This window comes from Anditalea andensis, from assembly GCF_000714815.1.
GTDB lineage: Bacteria > Bacteroidota > Bacteroidia > Cytophagales > Cyclobacteriaceae > Anditalea > Anditalea andensis.
Window position 1 is genome coordinate 190,454 of sequence record NZ_JMIH01000034.1, and the last position, 22,491, is coordinate 212,944.

Genomic DNA, 22,491 nt, shown 5'->3' on the forward strand with positions numbered 1-22,491 from the left:
TTATATAAATATGCAGTTAATCTGCCCCTGAACCGCAATTAAAAGCTACCTGTGTTGTAGCAGATCAGTTCCATCCTGCGTACAGGCATCAAGACGTCTTAACCATTATCATTTTAAAACATATAAAAAAGCATATCATTTGCCTGCCTGGGAGATGGATATGGATCCTCCGAGGCATCCTGCTTGGCTCCTTGACAGAACAAATCATGATAATAACAAAATGTATAACATATGAAACCAATATTCTTGAAACCAAAAGTCAAAATGAAGAGTAGGGTAAATTTCAAAAGATGGGCCTATTTCCTGTTTGTACCCATACTGATTTCCAGTTGTTTAGACCAGGGTGATCCGGTAGAATTACCACCGGTAGCCCATGTTTCCCTATATCATGCCTCACCAAATGCCCCGGCACTGGATTTATATGTGGAGCATACCAGGATCAACCAGCAGATAGTAAATTATGCGAATAGCATAAGCTATACCCGGTTCCGAGTGGGAGAACGCCATTTTAGGATCACCCCCTATAATGGGTTCAATACCTTACATGAATCTTCACATACATTAGAGGCTGATAAGATCTACTCCATATTTATAACCAATTCGGTTTCAAATATGTCCACGCTCATGGTAGAGGATAAATGGAGTACACCTTCCTCCGGTAACGTAGGCCTACGGTCCCTTCACCTTTCTCCTGACTTAGGAGCAGTCCGTATTAAGATCAGCCGTGAAGGCAAAGAATATATCCAAAACGGCTCTTTTGAACAAATCAATGATTTTGAGGAATTAGAAGCGGGTCAATATACCATAGAAGTAATATCGGACTTAACAGGGCAAACGCTACTTAGTGCTGAAAATATGGAATTGCGCAATGGCAGAATCTATACACTACTAATTAGAGGTTTCCAGACACCCACTGAAGGATCTTCCAATGGACTGGCCCTTCAGCTGCTGACAAACTATAATACCTTATAAATTACCGCTGAAGGTAATGATATGGCCCTTAATACCTGCAGGTATCAGGGCCTTTTTTTTTGTGCTTTTTTAGCTATACACCACGGACATTGGCGACAGTAACCGAAAAAAAAAGGAAAAAAAAAACTATGAAATAAAGATCTCATAGCTTTTCTAATTAACAATAAACCCAAAATAACTAGCTGTAGGAGAAGGATTCGAACCTCCACAGGGCAGTTAGGCAAAAATACGAGCTCGCTATTTGCTTTATCCTCTTGACCCTACCCCCGAGACAGGAGGGCATGTCTGCCAATTTCAACATCCTACATTATGTGGTAAAAACCTTATGTCTTTGTTCCAATGATTCAAATGTAATAGATCGATTTCTTTATTGCAAATAATTTAATAAAAAAAGTAAAAAATTATCGAATATGTATTTTTAATCTATAAACATTAACTAATTAATAACACAAATATCTATTGATAATCAACATTTTATAGGTGATGACTTTATTTAATTAATTTTAAATATTTTAATATAGCTGAAGGAAAATTGTTAAAAAACACGCAATTGGCACCCATACAGCTGTACAGAGCACCTTCCTCCATCATTGATTCGGAGCCTAAAATGACCTGCCAAAATAAAATAAGTAAAGCCTGAAAAGCGTGGCTGTTTTAGGGTGTAGGAATTAATGGTGGATAAGACCTGCTATAATTGGGCACATGTAGGATCAAAACCATATGCAGTGGCTGCATTCTTATAAAAGATTTTAGATAAAACCGCTTCCGGTAAATCCAGTCCTATAAACTTCCCGCTAAATTCTGGAGCCTGCATCACTTCTTTACCAGCAAAAAATTGCCAATGAAATTCCCACAGGATTTTAAACTTTTCAGCTACTGCATCTGGCGCATAATGTCCATCGTCTATTATATCGGTACCATATATGACCCTGTCCTGATAATCGATTAAAAATGTTCTGACGGTGTCTCTATTCTGTTGTGCCTGATACTGAAGATGACAGATCCTCTCGGCCAGGTCCACTTTGGCCAGTGGATAAGTATCTAACCAGCGGGCTACTTCCGAAACACTCCATTCCAGACTTGCCAGGTGTAAACCTATAAACTTTAGATGCGGGTGTTTGGATAACCGGTTATCTCTGGCTACCAATTGCTCCTGGTAGGAAGGGTATTCCGGATGCAGGTACATATGGTATTGCGGGTGAAGCTGGAAATAGTTTCTGTCCGATTCTACGGTCATTTCATGTAATGGTAACCAGCAGTTTTTAGGTTCTCCAAGATGTCCCAGTACCAGGATGTTGTTTGTTTCTATATATTCAAAAATCGGATCAAAGCTGGGATGGTCCAACATCACAAACTGGCCGTTGATATCCTTTAATTCCATGCCTATATTCTTCCAAAACTTCACCCCTACAGCTCCCGCTTCCATTCCAATCCGGATCTGATTTATAGCCCTATCAGGCCATTCCGGTCTTCCCCAATCATCCAGGCTAAAGGAAGTTATAAATTTGACCCGGTCCGGATAAATATTGGAAAGCCGTAGGATATTTTCTCTTTGGTGGTCCAGTGGTATAAAAAAAGGAATATCGGTATTGATAGAGAGAAAATAGGCACCCTGTTCCACAGCAGTTATCATCTTTTCGATAGAGGGGGTGTTCAGGTGTACATGGGCATCTATAAAAGGTCTAATCATAGCACGCAATTTATTAATTAAACAAAAACATTCTATGGGGTCTGAAAATTAAAAATCACTGGACCGCCATCAGAAAAATGCCTGCAGCATACCATGTGTAATTGTACAGGACCCTTAAGAGCCATTACAATTAGGTATATCAAATAGCCCAGATAGCCTAAGAAGGACTAAACAATATCATTAGATAATCTATTTATATTGTTTTAGAGGTATACGGAGTAAATTAAGCTAAGTACTCAAAACGGGCAAAGCAATACAACATGAAGGAGATTTTAACCAAAGACTGGCACCACCTAGAAGTTAACGAAATAGAGAAAATTTTTGAAACCGACAGTTCTGAAGGCATTGGCAAAGAAGAGGCAGATAAAAGAATAGGACAGTTTGGAGAAAACAAAATCACCAAGCAGCAGCAGCAAAGCTCCTTCATGAGGTTTCTGCTTCAGTTCCACCAGCCACTTATTTACATTTTATTGGGTGCTACTATTGTCACCCTGTTTTTGGGAGAATACATAGACGCAGGGGTCATTTTTGCAGTGGTGCTGCTGAATGCCATAATAGGCTTCGTCCAGGAATCCAAAGCCCTTAGCGCCATAGATTCACTTTCTAAGAGTATGACTACCCAGGCTGTAGTGGTAAGAAATGGTGATAGGATAAAAATAGAAGCATCTGCACTGGTACCGGGGGATCTGGTCCTGTTGGAATCGGGAGACCGGGTTCCGGCGGATCTCAGGCTCACTAGAATAAAAGACCTTCGTATAGATGAATCCGCGCTTACAGGTGAATCAGTGGCAGTGGACAAAAAGCAGGATTTACTGGAAAAAGAAACCGTATTGGGGGACAGGACCAATATGGCCTATGCCTCCACGGTAGTGACCTATGGAAGAGGCTCGGGCATTGTGATCGCTACCGGGGACAAAAGTGAAATAGGAAAAATATCAGGCCATATCAGTTCAGCACAAGATATCAAAACTCCTCTCACTGTAAAAATAGAAAAATTCAGCCATCAGCTCTTATTTGTAATCCTGGGGTTGACTGTTTTGACATTTGCGATAGGACTGCTGAGAGGCCAGGAGTTTACGGAAATCTTTATGTCTTCCGTTGCCTTTGCCGTCTCGGTCATTCCGGAGGGACTTCCTGCAGCGGTGACCATCATGCTGGCGCTGGGCGTATCCAAGATGGCCAAAAGGAGGGCCATCATCCGAAAACTGGTGGCAGTGGAAACATTGGGAAGCACTACTGTCATCTGTTCTGATAAGACAGGTACACTCACAGAAAACCAGATGACCGTCCAGCGCATTTATGCCGGGGACCAGCTTTATAAAGTGACAGGTATAGGATATGCGCCTGAAGGTGAAATCCAGACAGAGGGAAATAAGATAAAACTGGCTGATCATCAAGTATTGAATGAATGTCTTCAGTGCGGGCTATTATGTAATGACAGCAAAATCAAAAAAGAAGAAGAAAAATGGAAGCTGGAGGGTGATCCTACAGAAGCCGCCATATATGTGGCCTCTATAAAGGGGGGATTGGATGCTGACAACATCCACAAGGATTATCCCAGGCTGGAAGATATACCATTTGAATCAGAATACCAATACATGGCTACCCTGCATAAAGTTGCTGACCATACCATAGCCTATATAAAAGGATCAATGGAAGCCCTTCTGGAACGCTCCGATAAGAGGCTAATGGGAAGTGATAAAGAAGAAGAGATCAACCCGGCCAAAATAGAAGAAGCGGCAAAGAAGATGTCATCTGATGGCCTTAGGGTTTTGGGCTTTGGTTCCATAATATTTGATTCCGGAAAAGAGCAAATCAGCCACGATGACCTGAAACATGGCGTTACCTTCCTGGGATTGCAGGGTATGATAGATCCTCCACGTGATGAAGCCAAAACCTCCGTCCATTTATGTCAGAAAGCGGGCATACAGGTGAAGATGATCACCGGGGACCATGCCCTGACCGCATCGGCCATAGCGGGGATGATCGGACTGGAGGGTGAAAAGGAGGAGAACGGAAAACTTAAAGCATATACAGGAAGAGAACTATCTGATATATCTGATGAGGAATATCCTGACATAGCTGAGAGAATTGCTGTCTTTGCACGGGTAGCACCAGAACAAAAGTTAAAGTTGGTCAAAGCCCTGCAGTCAAAAAACAACGTGGTGGCCATGACAGGAGATGGCGTCAATGACGGCCCGGCACTCAAGCAGGCCAATATAGGTGTAGCCATGGGCATTACCGGTACCGAGGTGGCCAAAGATGCCTCCGATATGGTATTGACGGACGATAACTTTGCTTCTATTGAAAGCGCAGTGGAAGAAGGGCGTGGCGTATTTGACAATCTGACCAAGTTCATCGTCTGCATCCTGCCTACTAACCTGGGCCAAGGTCTATCAATAATGGCCTCCATTATATTGGGAATGGTACTTCCCATACTGCCTGTTCAGGCGCTTTGGGTGAATATGACCACTGCAGTCTTACTGGGATTGCCACTTGCATTTGAACCCAACGAACCGGATATTATGGACCGTAAACCCAGAAATCCAGACCAGCCTATCATGACGAAAAGCTTGGTTCTGAGGACACTTTTAGTAGGGTTTTTGATACTCCTGTTTGCTACAGGACTGTTTCACTACGAGCTATATTTGGGAGCAGATAAAGATTATGCACGCACGGTTACCACTACCACCATTGTGGTCATACAGGCATTTTATCTGTTGAACTGCCGTTCACTGCTTAAAACCAATATGGAAATCGGATTTTTCAGCAATCCCTGGATATTTGGAGGAATAGGTTTAATGATGGTCTTTCAGGTATTGTTTATCTATGTACCGATCATGAATGTGTTTTTTCATACGCTTCCTCTGAACCTTATGACATGGTTAAGAATATTAGCAGCCGGGGCTTTGGTTTATATCATCATTTCCATAGAAAAATATTTCAGACGGAAGTATAAAAACAAAAATGGAGAGAGGAATAAGTAGCTTTAGGTGCTGAAGCCTATATAACTAAATGACGTAAATAATGACAATTATGTTCAACCCGTTAAAGTATAGAACCTGGTCCGCAATAAATTTTTTGGGACTAGGATCCATCGCTTAAGGCCAACATACTAAAAATACCAACTGTTATAATATAAGGAAATAAAAAAACGCTTGAATGAAAACATATTATATGCTAAGGGTTTTTTTTAACTATGGTTAATCACTTTAAACATTGGTTAAACACCCTTGAACTTATGATTACTCCACCTAAAATATTCCCAGACAAGATATGCATGGTCTGGGGCTACGATCAGACTTTAAAACCATAGGCAAGCTTATACTGCCAAGCTATACCCATTTTACCTAGTACTACGACATCTCTGAACGGCCATATTTTATATCCCTTCCCGGCAGGTATCCGGATCCCAGCCTTTTAAATTCTATAGTAAAATATAAACTCCGCCCTATCTATTCAAATTCGTCCAGTATCATTTGCTTGATCCATCCAAGGGATTTATAGCTTATCTCACTTATAGTAAAGATTTAATAATCTATACCAAAGCATTAGCTAAAGATATAAGCACTATTTTCGCCCATTAATATTTGCCACCTTAACATCAATAAATGAAACACACTTTACCCAAATTTCTGATCGGGTTTCTTATGTTATATTTGGCTTCGGCTACAGCATGGGCACAGCAATCAACTCCCTATGCGTTCATAGAAACATTTGAAAACCTTGGACTCACCGGCAACCAATATAGAGATGGTACTTTTGTGGGCAATAACGGGATTACCTGGACATATACCCATGTCTCCGGAGAGCAGGCTTTTCCTATAGATGGTGCAGGCATGCTCCTCCGAAGATCCGGTGACAATAGCCACATCAAATCAGAACTGATCACAGGTGGGATTTCCAATTTTCAGGTATTGATGAGAAAAGCATTTACAGGAGCCGGAGACCGGCAGATAGGGCTTTTTATCAATGACCGGCTGATAGCCGAATCCATTGTTTTTGGGGGATTGTCCGGAGGAAGTGATGATATTTTTGCTTTTGCGGTGGACAATATTGATGTAGCAGGAGATTTTACCTTGGAAATCAGGCACCTCAGCGGTGGGACGGCAAACAGACAACTGGTTATAGATGATATCAGGTGGAATTCATTTGACGGTCCTGCCATGGAAAGAGTAGCTGCACCACAGTTTTCACCTCAAGGTGGTAGTTATACATCTACCCAAAACATCAACATTGCTACATCTACTGAATCTGCGAGGATTTATTATACCCTAGATGGTACTGATCCCACCACTGAAAGTAACCTTTATACCTACCCCCTACCGGTCGCCACTACTACAGTCTTAAAAGCAATCGCTTCAAAAGATGGAATGGCTGACAGTGAAGTGTCGGAAGCGGAGTACGTAATCCATACTGCCAACTCCCCTGCAGCAGGTATTCCTTACCAACAGCATTTCTCCCTCTTTAGCAATTTTACTACCGATGTTACCGCATTTGGAGAAAGTCTTGAATGGACCTTTTCTGGAAATATATTAAGCTATGGCGGTGATTTTGGTACAGGCACCCCAGCTGGGTTGCGGGGCAATGGTGTGGTGGGTTATCAGCATACAGGAAGTTCAGGTATTTTTACTTCCACTTTGGTAGTTTCCAATACGACCGCTGTGACCATACAGGATTTAGAAATTTCCTATCGGGGTCTGACCGAAAGATTAAACCAAACACGCTTTCCCGCATTTACGGTGACGGTCAACGGATACGTGGTTCCGGAATTAGGCTATTCTACCCAGGAGGGATCAGCACGTACGGTTTCTCATACTATCCAAGGTATAAATATATTGCCGGGTCAGGAAGTGGAGATTTCATGGTCTTCTGATAGAGGATTGAGCACTACAGGAGGAAGCAGACAGATAGGTCTTACTGAAGTTTCAGTTATACCGGTAATATCTGAAGCACCTGTCCTAAACGTAGAAGATTTTAACAATATATCCTTGGGCACGGGATATACCAATGGTTCATTTGTCGGCAACAGCGACATTATCTGGAACTACGTAGCTTCCAGAAACGAAGGTGATTTTCCTATAGACGGCAAAGGTTTGATGCTTAGGGGGGCAAGCTATGAATCGAAAATCACTTCCTCGGCTATACCCGGAGGTATCGGTTCCTTTAGCATGGATTTACGAAAAGCCTTTACGGGAGGAGCGGACAGGCAGGTAGCCTTATTGATCAATGGGGAAGAAATCGCCCGTTCAGAAATATTCGGCGGTTTTTCCGGAGCTGATGCCACTATCAGAACTTTTGAAGTGAATGATATCCACTTAGGAGGTGACATCGTCATAGAAATCAGAAACCTTACCGAAGGACAGATTACAATCGATAATATCACCTGGACGCCATTTGAAGATAATTTTCCTCCGGTCATCTCATCACTTTCCCCAGCCAACGGTGACCAGGAAATAGACAGCAATGCCGACCTCTCCATCACTTTTGATGAACGGATTATAAAAGGTCAGGGAAACATCATCCTATACGATACCAATGGATCACCTGTTCAGACGATAGCCATATCCAGTGAACTAGTAAGCATAGATGGCCATACGGCTTCTATTGCTTTATCAGAGCTGGCACAAGCTTCTACTTTTTATGTATTGATAGATGCTGGCGCTTTTGAAGATAGGTTTGGCAATCCTTCTGGCGGTATTGAAAGTCCTGAACAGTGGGTTTTCACCACCTTTGACCCCAATGCTCCCCTAATCACTGTAAATAGGGAAGCCCTGGACAATTTTGGCAGGATAAGCAGTGGCCAGGCATCAGCTTCCCAGACATTTGCATTGACCCTAACCAATGTCTCGGCTCCTATCAGTGTATCGGCCCCAATAAATTTTGAAGTAGGTATTGACGGAATATTCAGTAATGAACTTATACTTGATCCCGCAGAATCGGGAACCAGCGAAACCCACGTCCAGGTGAGGTTTACACCTAACAGTGGCACTAACCAATCTATAGAAGGGGATCTTATCATCAGCAGTGATGGAGCTGTCAGTCGAAGTGTAAGGTTAATCGGTGATGAGATCGGTAACCAGATTACCATTGCTGCAGCCAGATTACTGCCAAACGGTACAGAGGTATTTGTAGAAGGGATCGTGGTGGCTGGCAGCACCCTCAATCCAGATAACAGGTGGATTCAGGATGCGACTGGGGGTATTATGCTGAGGGCATTTTCCAATACACTGGAGAATGGCGTCGAACGCTCTGCTGATCTTAATGTAGGGGACAGTGTGAGGATATCCGGTACTTTGGCTACTTTTAATCAGAACATACAGATCAGTGCCGGAGCGATTGGGATGGAACGTCTGGCCGCAAATACATTATTACCGGAACCGCTGACAATCAGTATAGCAGACATCAGTAATCCTGCAGTGCAGGGCAGACTGGTAAGGGTAGATGGATTAAGCCTCAGTGATCCAAGAATTTTGTTCGAAGGAGCAGGTGCATTAGGAAGCTACACCATAACAGGCCAATCCGGGAGTAGGATCTTAAGGATACCTACAGCCGACCATCCGGTGGTGGGAAATCCTATTCCTGACAAAACCTTTGATGCCATAGGGATAGTGGACAGGTTCAATGCGACGGCACAACTTAATCCCAGATTCCAGGAAGATATTATCCTGGACAATGCAGCCGGAAGCATAGCATTTTCTGAGGGCAGACTGAACTTTGGTCTGACTGCTTCCGGAGAGGTTTCACCGCCTTTATCATATTCATTTATGATCAATCAGCCTGCAGCTACACTGAATTTATCGGCTGAAGGTCCTTTTGAACTTTCTATAGATGGAGAAAGTTTTGCAAAAACCGTATCACTTGACGATCTGGGCATAGCCACTCAGGAAGTCTTGGTGAGGTTTGTTCCAACTGCATTTGCAAATGGTATCAGGAATGGATTTATCCTGCATAGCGGGGGGCAGATTTACCGATCTATCGTGCAGCTACACGGTATAGAATCTGGAAACACCACCGCCATCCCGTATGCTCAAAACTTCAACACCCCTGATGTCTTTACAGCCGGTGGTTGGTCAGATTACAATGTGAGGGGTGCTCAGGGATGGCAGATAACTGCGGACGGCACTGGTGTGAACAATACTGGAAGGGCAGCCCAAATGAACGGATTTTCAAATGGTGCGCAGGAGAATGAGAACTGGATGATCTCTCCCCTATTCAATTTGGATTCGGACAAATTCCCAGTTCTTAGTTTCTACTCCAGGTCATTCTTTTCAGGCCCTAGACTTCAGCTTAAAGCCTCTGCCAATTATGACGGATTCAGCGATCCTACCCTACCCCAATTCACCTGGATAGATCTGGAAGACAAATTTGCGGTTTCTACCGGAAGCTTTGTATTAGCGGACAATATCGATTTATCCGATTTTAACCACGGACAGCTTCATCTGGCCTTTGTTTACCTTTCCGATCAGGAAGTGGGCGCAGCTGAATGGAGGGTAGATGATTTCAATATTCGACTTCAGGATGAACAGCCACGTAATCTTCTATTGGATATAGGACCATTGAGCAATATGCACTTTGGAATTGTAACCCCTGGGGAAATATCGGAAGCCAAATCCTTTAATTTTACTGCTACGGGACTTGCTGATCAGGTGACCCTTTCTATTGCAGCACCTTTTCTCATTTCTAAAAACGGTACTGATTTCAGTTCAGAAATCAGCTTTCTTCCAGGCGAGCCATTCAGATCTGCTGTTCAGGTAAAATATGCACCTGTAAGTATAGGGGTAGATGTGGCTTCGGTACAGCTTACCTCCGGTGGGATAACGAGCAACTATGGCAGGTTTACAGGATCAACCAAAGGGAAAGAAAATACATTTGATGTCGTTTCTTGGAACATCGAATGGTTTGGTTCCTCCACTTCTTTTCAGGGACCATCCAATGTAAACCTGCAGCTGCAAAATGTAAAGACCATCATTGAAGACCTGGATGCTGATGTATATGCTTTCCAGGAGATCACTGATCTTGATAAATTTTATGAGTTGGCAGAAGCTTTGCCGGAGTACAGAGGATTTCATTCTTCAGCAGTTTCACAGGTAGGAGATTTTTCCGAAGCTCAGAAACTGACCTACCTTTACAAGACCACCACGGTAGATTCTATTAGCTCCCGAGTATTGTTACAGGGTGTGGATGTAAATTTACTGACCGGTTATCCATCCACCCGGGACAGGTTTTGGGCTAGCGGTAGGTTGCCATTCCTGTTTGACATCAAGACAAAGATCAATGGTGTAGCCGAAAACATCACCTTGGTGAATGTCCATACCCGGTCAAATGGCGGCGGTGAAAGTGCGGCAAACCCACGGTATGCCATGCGTAAATATGATGTGAATGTAATGAAGGATTCCCTTGATCTATATTACAGCAATGTACCGCTGATTATATTGGGAGACTTTAATGATGATCTGGATGAAACTGTAGCCGACCAGTCAGCTGCCACGGTAAATACCAGCAAGACCTCCTTTATAGATTACATCAATGACTCGCTAAACTACACCCCTGCTACGATCAGTCTAAGTAATGCAGGTTTGAGAACTTTTATTGCTTTTGAAAATGTGATAGACCACATGATCATTTCCAATGAGATAAAGGACAAGTGGCTGCCGGGCTCAGAAAGGGTGGTCATCCCATTTGATCTGGTGCAGAACTATGCGAATACTACCTCTGACCACCTGCCTATCAAAGTACGATTTGAACTGAAGTGCCACTTGGAAGCAGGCGTGATCATCGGCAACGATGAAGTGTGTGCCGGAGCCAATGAAGTACAACTGACCATGGTAGGGGGCCTGTTTGATAGTATAGGCGCATGGGAAAGGTCAGTAGATGGAGGTAATTCGTGGATTACCATCGGAAATTCAGAGGGCCGAGCTACGATAACTGTAGCTAATATAGCAGAAAACACCCTATATAGGGTTGGGGTGGAGGGTTCTTCCTGCTCCGCGATTTATACTGAGCCTTTGGAGGTAAAAATAAAGACGCTAGAGGTACCTTTTATCAATTTTGAAAAAGGGAAATTGGTGACCCTAGCCGGAGATTATACCTATACATGGTATAAAGATGGCAAGCTTGTGGCTACTACTTTGGACAATGAAATCCGCATCAACGGAGCGGGAAATTACCTGGTGGAAATCCGTAACGAGGAGGGCTGTGCAGCGGTATCCCCACCGTATAAGTTCCCCCAAGTACCGCTTAAAAATAGCTATAAGATATTTCCCAACCCTTCCAGCAAAAAGGTTTTTGTCTCCATAGAAGAAAATACAGGGCTTCATAGGATAGAATTACGCAATGCTATGGGATTATTGATAAAGTCCTATACTACAGATAAAAACAAGGTGGAATTTGATGTATCCTCATTATATCAGGGAGTCTACCTGATCATGATCACAGATAATTTTGGAAACCACACGGTAGAAAGATTGTTGGTAAAATAAGCGATCATACCCTGCATAAAAAAAGCCTTTCCCGTGGGAAGGCTTTTTTTATGGTTAATAATAGTCATTAATGAATAGTTGGTTTTTATCGTTCAGTAACCCTGGTTTTGGTCGATTGGTATTGTCTTTACCCTCCGAGGTTTTAGTGAGAGATCGTATTGCTCCTTTTAAGGCTGATAGGAATAAATGAAAGATACAGATGATTGGATTTTATAGTCCTATTTGGGGCTTGAATGAACAGTGGCCACCTGCTGATTCATGGTACTTCAGATGGGTAGACTCATCTATCCGTACTTAAAATTGTACAATCTTTTCTTAGATTTTCGCCAAAAGTCGGAGTATCCTCGGGGAGTATACGGGGGATACATGGGGGAGCTATAGGGCATCACGCGTATAATTGGCCAGGAAATGAGCGATATTTTGAAATAATGGTATATTTCTAACGCTATTCAACTTAAAAAAATCATATTATTTACTATAGATATATATCATGTTATGAGTAAGGCTTCGGGATTTTAATAAAAACCTTACTTATAAGCGGGAACAATAAATGGGAAAGGCTATCCTATCAAACTATATAAAATATGAAAAGTCCTAAAGGAGCTTTTAAAAAAAACAATTTAAGGTTTGACCCTACACTTGACACTACCTTATTAATTAAGGAAGATGATGATTTTTGTATTTAGGGATAACATGATATACATAGGAGATATTTTTGTTTTTCTAGCATATAATCCATAAGGGCATAGATTAGACTAATCAAATGATACAATAGGGCGAGATAAGCTATTCGATATTTTCATTAAAGTATACCACCAGCATTTTTGTCATTACATCATACTCATTTACAAGATGGTGGTCCAGTCTGCCATCAAATAGCATAGAATCGCCTGGATGTAACACTACTGTCTGATCACGGAAGACATATTTTATCGATCCTTCCAGAATGTATTTGAAAGCATAAGCCTCAGTAGTGTCAAAGTGTTTTTTTACGTAGGGCTGAATTTCCAGCAGCACCACGTCCACTGCTGAGGATTTTATTTTTTTAGATATAATCCGTTCATAATGAAAATCGGAGGCAGGTTCATTTTCAAACCCTTCATATTCCTCTTTCCGTAAAACCAATATGGGGGCATCCCGACCTTGAAGACTCATATGATTAAAAAAGAAATCCAGATCCACTTCTAAAGCTTTTATTATTTGCATCAATACCATCAAGGACGGAATGGTTTTCGAATTTTCAACCTGTGAAATCAGACCTTTTGTTACTCCGGCCCGATCTGCAATCCCCTGGATCGTTAACCCCTTTTCTTTCCTGATACTTTTGATCTTTTGGCTTATTTGGGCCAGAATTTCATTTTCCATACCGAAAAATACTAGGTTATATAGGAATAGCCAATCTCTCAGATTATTTTTTCACAAACTACCTGGTTAGCTTCACCTATAGTAAACTGTTTACCCGATTATATCTACCCCATCATAGAAATAAAAATTGGAGGTCTACTTTCTATTACGGCATATGGCAATCAAAGCATTTTAAATGAGATAAGGACTGGTATGGGGAGGGACATTACCCATCTGTGGATCCGTCTTGGAATCCAATCCGGTCTCTATCCTTCCGGCCATTTTTCTTTCAAAAATTGGGCTGCCTTCTATTAGTAGTACATAATCATACCAACCATAACTTTTAGATGTATTTAAACCTATAGTCAATTCTGAACCTGGTTCAACCGAATATTCAGTTTTTGCTTTTCCATAAGCCTGATCTTCCAGAATGATTTTCAATATTTTATGCACTTCCAAATTTCTTATATGAAGCAGCAGTTTAGGTTTTTTAGGCTTTGCCACATCGTAGCTTGTGGACAGCTCTACATTGGCTTCATCTACATTTCCTTTATAACCTCTATAATATCCATTTGGTCCATAGGCATCCAGTTGGTAATATCCGTTTTCAAAGTTTGAGAGTGGCCAATGATAGTCCAAAGTTTTTCCAGCTTCCACTGCAAAGGACCATACCTTCATCGGCAACCATGTATCTTTCTCCCTGTATTTAGAGGAGGAATATATCTGAAAAGGGACACCGGATGTTTTTTCTCCAAAAGTTTTGGTACTGTTCTGAAAGGTAATCACCAAAGCTTGCTGTTCCTTACTGAGATTACCATTAAGGTTGAAATCATAGGGCAAGGCATTAGAGTTTCTAATTCCTGCTTCTTGCCTTGGAAGGATTTGAGCAGTTTTTCCTTTTTGGATGGCAGCTTCAATTTCTGTTTTTTTCAAAGGTCCAAAATTGTCTGGTAGGTTCTTGAATTTAGACTGGTGTAAATTTTTTATTAGTTCTTTTTGAGCAACTTGCTCTGGAAAGCTTACATGTTTTTCATTGGTTGGCCTGAATGCTGAGGTTAAATTGCCGCAAATGGATCTTCTCCAACTACTGATATTCGTTTCTATAATATCTTTTCCAGTTTTGTGTTTTAAAAATTTTTCCAGAAACATGAGTGAAGAAGTAAGGTCACAAACTTCTGAGTTTACCCAGCCACCACGTGTCCAGGGTGAAGCTATAATCAAGGGAACGCGATATCCCAAACCTATTGGACTCTCACGGGCATTTTTTTCTACCATTCCAGGCTTGGACAATTCTTCTTCCATGGTAACAAATTCTTCATGGGTCTGAATACCGGAAGTTACCTTACCTGTAGAATTATCTGTGGGATGAGGTGCTACAAAAGGTGGAATATGATCAAAATACCCATCATTTTCATCATAATTTAAGATAAATATAGTTTTCTTCCATATTTCAGGATTTTCGGTAAGGATATTCATAACTTCTGAAACATACCAAGCTCCGTACCATGGCGCAGATGGATGATCCGAAAATTTTTGAGGAGGAACCAGCCATGATACCGTGGGAAGATTGTCTTCTTTGACCGCCTTTCTGAATTCATGCAAAATGTCTCCTTTGGGTATTTTGGTTTTAAAGTTTTTGCCGGCTTTTTCATAATCCATCCATTCAGTGGTATGATAGTCCGGATCTACATCATTTATAGTAAAAGCTTTTGCATGAATGTTTTGCTCGAATTCTGATAGTTTTTCAAAATTTGCGGGGCTATATTTCAACAGTGCGTCTTGGATAAAAAGAAGTTTTTCTTTTTGCTCTGCCAGTGATTTGCCAGTCGCGTTTGTTGGTTCTTTATTGTGTTTCTTTTCCAGACCCCCTATCTCGAGTAATAGTTCTTTTTCAGCTTTTTGAAGAAAAGAATAATGACTTTTCGAAAAACGGACATTAAACTGTTTGAACCATTCAAGGTTATTGTCTGTAAAATTTGCCAGCAGCGATTCATCTTCACCTGAAAGACCGGAATCCAAGCTGATCTCATTTTGGTATACCTTCCATGACACACCGTTTTCCTCCAGCCGTTCTGGGTAGGTTTTCCAGTCTACTTCTCTATTATAGGTAGCTTCTGAATTTCTTACTACCGAATATCCTGTTTTCGGATCACGGCTTTTGCCCGTCCAAAAATACATTCTGTTCGTTGTGGTCCCTGTAAGAGCTGAACAAAAATGCTGGTCACATATCGTAAATGCATCTGCTAATGCGTAATAAAATGGGATATCCTGTCTATTATAAAAGCCCATCGTGAGGGGAATATGACTGAACTCACTGCTACCTGGTCTTTTGGATTCAATCCACTGGTCATACTTGCCATTATTTCTTGCATCCACTTGGTTTTCCCATGAATGAGGGATATCATTCATCCAGGTAGCTTTGGTATTGTGTATATCCAGATGGAAGGGTTTGTAGGTGTTCAACTGATCATCCTGCTGAAGCCATACCGGAACTCCATTGGCCAGCTTTATAGCCCGGGGATCATTAAACCCCCTTACTCCCTGCAAGGAACCAAAAGCATGGTCAAAAGACCTGTTTTCCTGCATTAAAAAAACCACATGTTCCGCATCCAAATAGCTCGTGCCTAAATCAGGATTGATCGCCATGGCTTTTTGAATGGCTGGGGGAATGCCACCCCATAAGGCCATACTTCCAGATAATATAGCTGCCTGTTTAAGAAAATCCCTTCTGTTATTGTTCATGATGATTGTTTAATCCCTACTCAGGAGATATTATTTATAAGAAAATGGACAGGTTATTTCGGCATGTCCCACCATACACGGGTGGTTATTCTATCATCACCTTGTCTTGAAATTGCTGCCCTGTAGTTTTCCTCATTCAATGCCTGAACAGTAGAGGGGTACATAAACCTTCTGGGAACCATACTTTCAAATGCTGCCGGGCCGGGCTTAATTGCAGGAATCGCAGTCCGTCTCCAGTCAAACCAGTTTTCCAATCCTGAAAAATAAAGCGCAATCCATTTCTGATTTCCTATTTTGTATAATTTATCTGCCTTGGAACCCGTATAAGCTACTTTATCCTGTCCAAAATACCCATCATCTACCTTTAGCCTGGCGGCAATTTGAGGTAGATTTATAGCATTATATCTGGAGGCATAATAGTCAAATGAGGCATGGATACCGTTCAGGTAATACGTTTCTGCTGTACCTATAGAAATAAATCCCTTTTCCCTGGCTTCTGCAAGCAGGAATTGCAATTCTGAATAGCTCATAAGGATAGACTGATAGCCTACCGGGTTGGCTAAAGGGGTACATGCGGCACATGACCATAGGAATCCCACCCTGGATATATAATTGGAGCCACCTTTAGATGGGTCACCCGAAGGAGAAAACTGAAGGGCTTCTTCATCTGAAAGTCCGTTTGGAACCCCCAGATAATCGTTTAAACTACCGATGACACCTGCCCCTGACGCATTGGTAGGCTGGGCATAAGCAAAAAGTCTTGGATCATTTAGCTCCTTTAAAGTAAATTCCAAATTTTGACTAAGGCGGTATTCGTCAAAAGATCCCGACCTTGCTGTATAAAGGTTGTGCTGGTTCGGTACATCCGGCAGGTGCTGTAAGACAGCGTGGTCTTCATTACCTGTGAAAATTGGGTATTTCTCAGGATTGGCAAGCATCTCTTCCAATTCAGCTCCAGGGTCTTTTCTCAAGGATATTCTCATCAGCGCCCTGATTCGAAGAGAGTTGGCCAATTTTCTCCAATTTTGAATATTACCATTAAACAAAATATCACCGCTAACTGACTCAGAACTGGACCCCAGCAGTTCATTCGCTTCTTTCAGATCATTTAAAATGCCCGTGTAAATTGCTTCCTGACTGTCAAACACAGGATAGTTGATGCCTTCCTTTGCATTAATTGCTTCTGAATAAGGAAGCTCACCATATGCATCCGTCATAAAAGCATATTGAAATGCTCGGATTACTTTCGCTATACCTACATAATTTAGCTGCCCTTGGGGCTCTGATATTTTAATTATATTTGAAATATCTCTTTGCGCATTGTAAAAACTCTCATATGGATCACCAAACGGACCCCAATTATATCTATCCTCATTAGTAAACTGGATCTTGGCCGTATACTGCATCACCACATTTCCAATACCCCAGGCTTGCCCCGCTACCTGATTGGCAGTGGTCCGCATCACAGTGGGCAAAAGCAAGGATGAAGGAATGGTTTCGGGTGAATTGGTATTGGTGTTTATTTCCTCAAAATCACCGGTACAGGCCGCCAGCCAAATCATTTGCAGTCCCAAAAACACAGGGAAAAATTTATTAAATTTAATTTTCATATCTTATTTGAATCAAAATTTAAAATCATTAAAACTTCACGTTGACATTGAAGCCAATACTTCTGGTAGATGGAAAAGCCATATTCTCAATTCCGGGTTGTAAAGTACCTCCAGACATAGATAATGTTTCTGGGTCAAAATGAGGGTTTTCTGTCCAAAGTGCCAAGTTCCTAGCTACAATAGACACTTTCACATCTTCAAATGGCAGTCTGGCAGTCAGGTTTTTTGGAATGTTGTAACCTATAGTTACTTCTCTTAACTTGATGTATGAAGCATCATATTTGGCAGCTTCTACATTATTTCGTTCATAATATCTATTGTGCCAGTTTCGTGAGCTAAGTTTTATGGTATTCGGTTCAAATGATCCATCTTCATTCTGAATGACACCAGGGCTGATGATTCCGTTTCCTTCTATATTCAAATCATAACCATTTTCCCTTCCCAAAAGCGTTTCCTCGAGCTGACCTGAAGTACTGCCAATTGTCTTCGTACGTGAAACTACGATGCCCCCGTATCGAATATCAAAAAGAAAACCCAGGTTGAAATTTTTTATGGAAAAATTGTTTTGAATACCGAGCATCCAGTCCGGGTTATAATTTCCCTGCAAAGATAATTCAGAGTCGGTAAGTGGAGTGCCGGTACTGTTATGTATAATCTGTCCAAAGTAGGGGCTGGTTTCATCACTTACCCTCCTGAATCCTGCCCCATAGATATTTCCCATCCTTTCACCAATACGTGCCTGGATAAACGCACCGTTAGTAGATGTTAACGTATAGGTGTCCAAGCCTTCAGTCAGTTCGATTACCTTCCCCCTATTCCTCGTAAAATTGGCGATCAGGTCCCAACGAAAGCCATTGTTCTTTCTGACAGGATTGGCCATGGCCACTATTTCTATTCCTCGGTTTTGGATTTTACCTGCATTGATGATTCTGCTGTTATAGCCTGTTGATATATCCAGTGTTATAGGTATGATCTGGTCTCTGGTTAAATTGTTATAATATGTTACATCCAGCCCAAGCCGTCCCTGAAAAAACCTTACATCCAAACCAAATTCTGAAGATGAAGTCCTTTCAGGTCGCAATGTAGCGTTAGAAAGCTGAGAAGATTCACTTTTAGCCTGGTCCGAACCCCAAGCAATCTGATTGTTAAAAATATTTGTCAAACTGTATGGGTTCGTATCGTTACCCACTTCGGCATATGCTGCTCTGGCTTTGACCAGGTAGAAAATACGTGGCAGCTGTATCATATCTGATACAATAGCACTTAACGTAGCTGAAGGATAGAAATAAGAGTTGCTGTTCAACGGCAACGTAGATGACCAATCATTCCTTCCTGTGATATCTAAAAATAATGTGTTTTTATACCCTATTTGACCAAATCCATATAAAGAGTTGATTTGCTTTTTGCTGATAAACTGATCTGTCTGGAGGGCTACTGCTGTATTGGTAAAATTATAGATGCCTGGAATTAAAAGTTCCGGTGCTATCAATTGTAAATACCTGTTTTGCTGCGTCATTAAGTTACCACCCAAAGCCAAATTATAAGTCCATGAAGGGCCTGAATTTTCAGCATAGGAGAGTAAAAAATCAGCGTTTCTTTCATAAAAATAAACATTGTCTTCCCTATAGTTTCCTCTTGGGAATCTTTGAGTAGAAAATGCCCTTTTTCTGTCCCTTAATTCATTATAGGTATCCAATCCAGTTCTTATCATCAGGTTTAATTTTTCTGTGATGCTGTAATTGAGAGATAGGTTTCCAAAAATCCGGTCTTTCTGCTGACCGTTCGTATTTTCATAGACGGTAAAGTAGGGGTTATCATGATAGTTGTAATTGTAGTTAAATTGTTGGAGATCTTCAGATCCTTGCATCCAATAATCCCTTAGGTTTCTTGTATTCACCTGTCGGCCATACCAAATCCATAGATACATCAGGCTTTCAGTGCCATAACTGATGTTTGGTCGGTTACCTGATAGGGAATTTTGATAGTTAACTGTAGCGTTCAATGTTAGCCTCTGAGGTACTATATGAATTCCAGTATTAAGCGCCAATGTATTCCTTTTCAAATCTGTATTTGGAACAATACCTTTTTGGTCTAAATTGGTCCATGAAAACCTTACATTAGCCTTTTGGTTTTCTCCCGAAATAGACACGTTGTTGGCCAAAGTTAACCCAGTCCTAAAAAAATCATTTACATTATCCGGTTGGGACACCCAAGGTGTAGGTATTATCAGGCTGCCTTCAGGAGCATTAAGATCTCCACCTCTATAGCCGGGAACATTCCGTGGGGAATCAAATTGGGTAACAGACAGTCCGTTATCTAAAAGTGGACCCCAGCTTTCATCTACACCATCCGCATTCCCGGAACCTGATCCGTCTACAAACCCAAACTGCCCGTTGTTACCTTGGCCGTATTTGTTCTGCCACTGGGGCATGACTAGGGGGTTTTCAAAAGTTGTATTGGAATTTATGGTAACCCCCAGCCCTTTGGTACCTTTGCCCGATTTTGTTGTAATCAGAATGGCACCATTTGCAGCCCTGGATCCATAAAGCGCGGCAGCCGCAGGACCTTTTAGGACCGTCATAGAGGCTATGTCATCTGGGTTGATTTCACCAGCTGAATTACCATAATCCACTTCCAATCCGCCAGAACCGGATGAGCCCACTATGTTGTTTGAGATGGGTATACCATCCACCACAAAAAGGGGCTGATTGGCATTTATATTTAAAGAAGATTCTCCCCTGATGGTTACCCTGGAAGACCCTCCTAGCGTACTTGATCCATTAGTGATCTGTACCCCAGCCACACGGCCACTAAGGGAATTGAGTACATTCGTTTCACGGGCTTCGGTAAACCTATCTGACTCTACTGTTTGGATAGCATACCCCAATGCCTTGGCATCCCGTTCCATACCAAGAGCTGTGACCACTACTTCCCCTATTTCTAGCCCTTCTTGCAGTGTCACGTTTATCAAAGTGGCATTCCCAACCAACCTTGTAACCTTCTCAAAACCTATGTAAGAAAAGGTAAGCGTATCGCTGGGGTTTACCATAAGGTTATAATGACCATCTAAATCAGCAACAGTACCCTTAGAAGTTCCTTTAACGAGGACACTTGTCCCCGGAAGCGGCTGACCGGATGTGTCCATAACAGTACCTTCCACCCTTCGTTCTTGGGCAAAGGAAGCTATTGAAATGCCTAATATAAAAAAAAGCAAACAGATGTATTTATGTGTTTGTAAAGGGAAACTTTTCATGAGTATGGCCTATGTTTGATATGCTAAAATTTTAACAAAGCTAAACTCAAGTTATTTTTATATGATTATCTAAAAATTAAATTAAGATGAAGTATTTTACTTGTAAACTGCATTTATATTAGTAATTAGTATATAAATTGATTATTTGAAAACAGTTTTCGGTTAATATGAAAATTACAAAAAAGGTATTTAATGTAAACAGACAGATTAAAAAGTATACAAATAATAAACTTTTAGTAGAATAATAATTATCATTCCAAAATTTAAAATCCCAGCTCAATATCAATGGCTTGTGTAACCTAACCCGTCCATAACTGAGGATCGGTATAGGCTTATAACCAACAGCAGCATAGAGTTGGGATGCGCATCACTTTACTGATGCATTACTTTGTTCGATGGAATGTTAACAATTCTTTATACTTAAGTCTGCACCCATCGTACTGTTACCATACCGTTTTAGGGCGGGAAGGATTTTTAGAGAAATGACTGTCTGAATTCAAAAGGAGTCTGATTGTTCTTTTTCTTGAACAATTTGCTGAATGATTGGGGGTGTTCGAATCCCAGTTCATAAGCTATCTCACTGATTGACTTATCGGTCGTGCTCAGGCATTCCTTGGCGTAATCCATCATTTTGCTCTGTATGTGCTGCTTGGTATTTTGGCCTGTATGGATCCGGAGTAGACTGCCCAAATAATTAGGGGAAATGTTCAGTTTTCCAGCAATGGCAGTAACGGTGGGTATCCCATTTTCCAATAAATTACCACATTCAAAATGGTCAGAAATCACTTGTTCAAAACGTGTCAATATTTCATGGTTAGATTTCTTCCGGGTAATGAACTGTCTTTCATAGAAACGTTCCGCATAGATCAGAAGCAGTTCGATTTGCGCTAAGATGACCTCCTGACTGAATTTATCGATATTGGACTGGTATTCCTGTTCTATTTTTAGAAGGATATCTACCATCACCTTTTCTTCCCTACCGGATAAAAAAAGTGCCTCGTTTACCGCATATTTGAAAAAATCGTATGTTTTTATCTTTTTGGCCAGAGGGTGGTTCCACAAAAAATCTGGATGGACCAGTAATAGCCATCCTGTAGGCGCCACTTCTATTTCTGGGTTGATTTCAATCTTCAAGAATTGAAGCGGCGAAACAAAGGTAAGCACTCCCGAATCAAAATCGTATGACTGCTGCCCATAATTGAATTTGGCGTTGACATTCCGCTTTAACCCTATTGAATAAAAACGCTGTACCCATTTAATGACCCTATCATCTCCAGGATACACCACCTTGCTGTAATCGATTAGACTTATCAGAGGATGTTCAGGCTGTGGGAGATTACAAAAAGAGTGAAATTCGGACAAGGAATTAAAGCGGAATGTCTTTTCCATAACTACTAA

9 protein-coding genes are annotated in these 22,491 nt (G+C 41.4%); 3 read left to right on the top strand and 6 right to left on the bottom strand.

Annotated elements, in window-relative coordinates:
* The first annotated feature begins 231 nt into the window (after positions 1-231).
* Entirely contained in the window at positions 232-972 is a 741-nt protein-coding gene (locus EL17_RS20940) for a DUF4397 domain-containing protein (protein ID WP_084166302.1), read from the top strand.
* Positions 973-1,660: 688 nt separating this feature from the next.
* Here the strand turns inward: EL17_RS20940 and EL17_RS20945 are convergent.
* Positions 1,661-2,662 (bottom strand): amidohydrolase family protein, encoded by a 1,002-nt coding sequence (locus tag EL17_RS20945; protein ID WP_035079033.1) that lies wholly within the window; start codon positions 2,660-2,662, stop codon positions 1,661-1,663.
* A 260-nt stretch (positions 2,663-2,922) separates the two neighbouring features.
* Between EL17_RS20945 and EL17_RS20950 the strand changes: the two genes are divergently transcribed.
* Positions 2,923-5,649, top strand: a complete 2,727-nt coding sequence (locus EL17_RS20950; RefSeq protein ID WP_035079036.1) for a cation-transporting P-type ATPase — start codon at positions 2,923-2,925, stop codon at positions 5,647-5,649.
* 624 nt (positions 5,650-6,273) lie between these two features.
* Positions 6,274-12,144: a chitobiase/beta-hexosaminidase C-terminal domain-containing protein gene (locus EL17_RS22890; RefSeq protein WP_051720279.1), complete on the top strand. Its 5,871-nt coding sequence runs from the start codon at positions 6,274-6,276 to the stop codon at positions 12,142-12,144.
* A gap of 786 nt (positions 12,145-12,930) precedes the next feature.
* Here EL17_RS22890 and EL17_RS20960 read toward each other — a convergent pair.
* The 5 genes from EL17_RS20960 to EL17_RS20980 all read right to left on the bottom strand — a co-directional run bounded on the left by EL17_RS20960 (position 12,931) and on the right by EL17_RS20980 (position 22,482).
* Positions 12,931-13,509, bottom strand: coding sequence for a helix-turn-helix domain-containing protein (locus EL17_RS20960; RefSeq protein ID WP_035079038.1), 579 nt, complete (start codon positions 13,507-13,509; stop codon positions 12,931-12,933).
* A gap of 171 nt (positions 13,510-13,680) precedes the next feature.
* Positions 13,681-16,230: a phosphocholine-specific phospholipase C gene (locus EL17_RS20965; protein WP_035079041.1), complete on the bottom strand. Its 2,550-nt coding sequence runs from the start codon at positions 16,228-16,230 to the stop codon at positions 13,681-13,683.
* 53 nt (positions 16,231-16,283) lie between these two features.
* The gene (locus EL17_RS20970) at positions 16,284-17,840 is read right to left on the bottom strand and encodes a SusD/RagB family nutrient-binding outer membrane lipoprotein (protein ID WP_035079043.1); all 1,557 of its coding nucleotides are present in this window, start codon (positions 17,838-17,840) and stop codon (positions 16,284-16,286) included.
* Between the two features lie 28 nt (positions 17,841-17,868).
* Positions 17,869-21,093: a SusC/RagA family TonB-linked outer membrane protein gene (locus EL17_RS20975; protein WP_035079046.1), complete on the bottom strand. Its 3,225-nt coding sequence runs from the start codon at positions 21,091-21,093 to the stop codon at positions 17,869-17,871.
* 474 nt (positions 21,094-21,567) lie between these two features.
* The gene (locus EL17_RS20980) at positions 21,568-22,482 is read right to left on the bottom strand and encodes a helix-turn-helix domain-containing protein (protein ID WP_035079049.1); all 915 of its coding nucleotides are present in this window, start codon (positions 22,480-22,482) and stop codon (positions 21,568-21,570) included.
* Positions 22,483-22,491 lie beyond the last annotated feature (9 nt).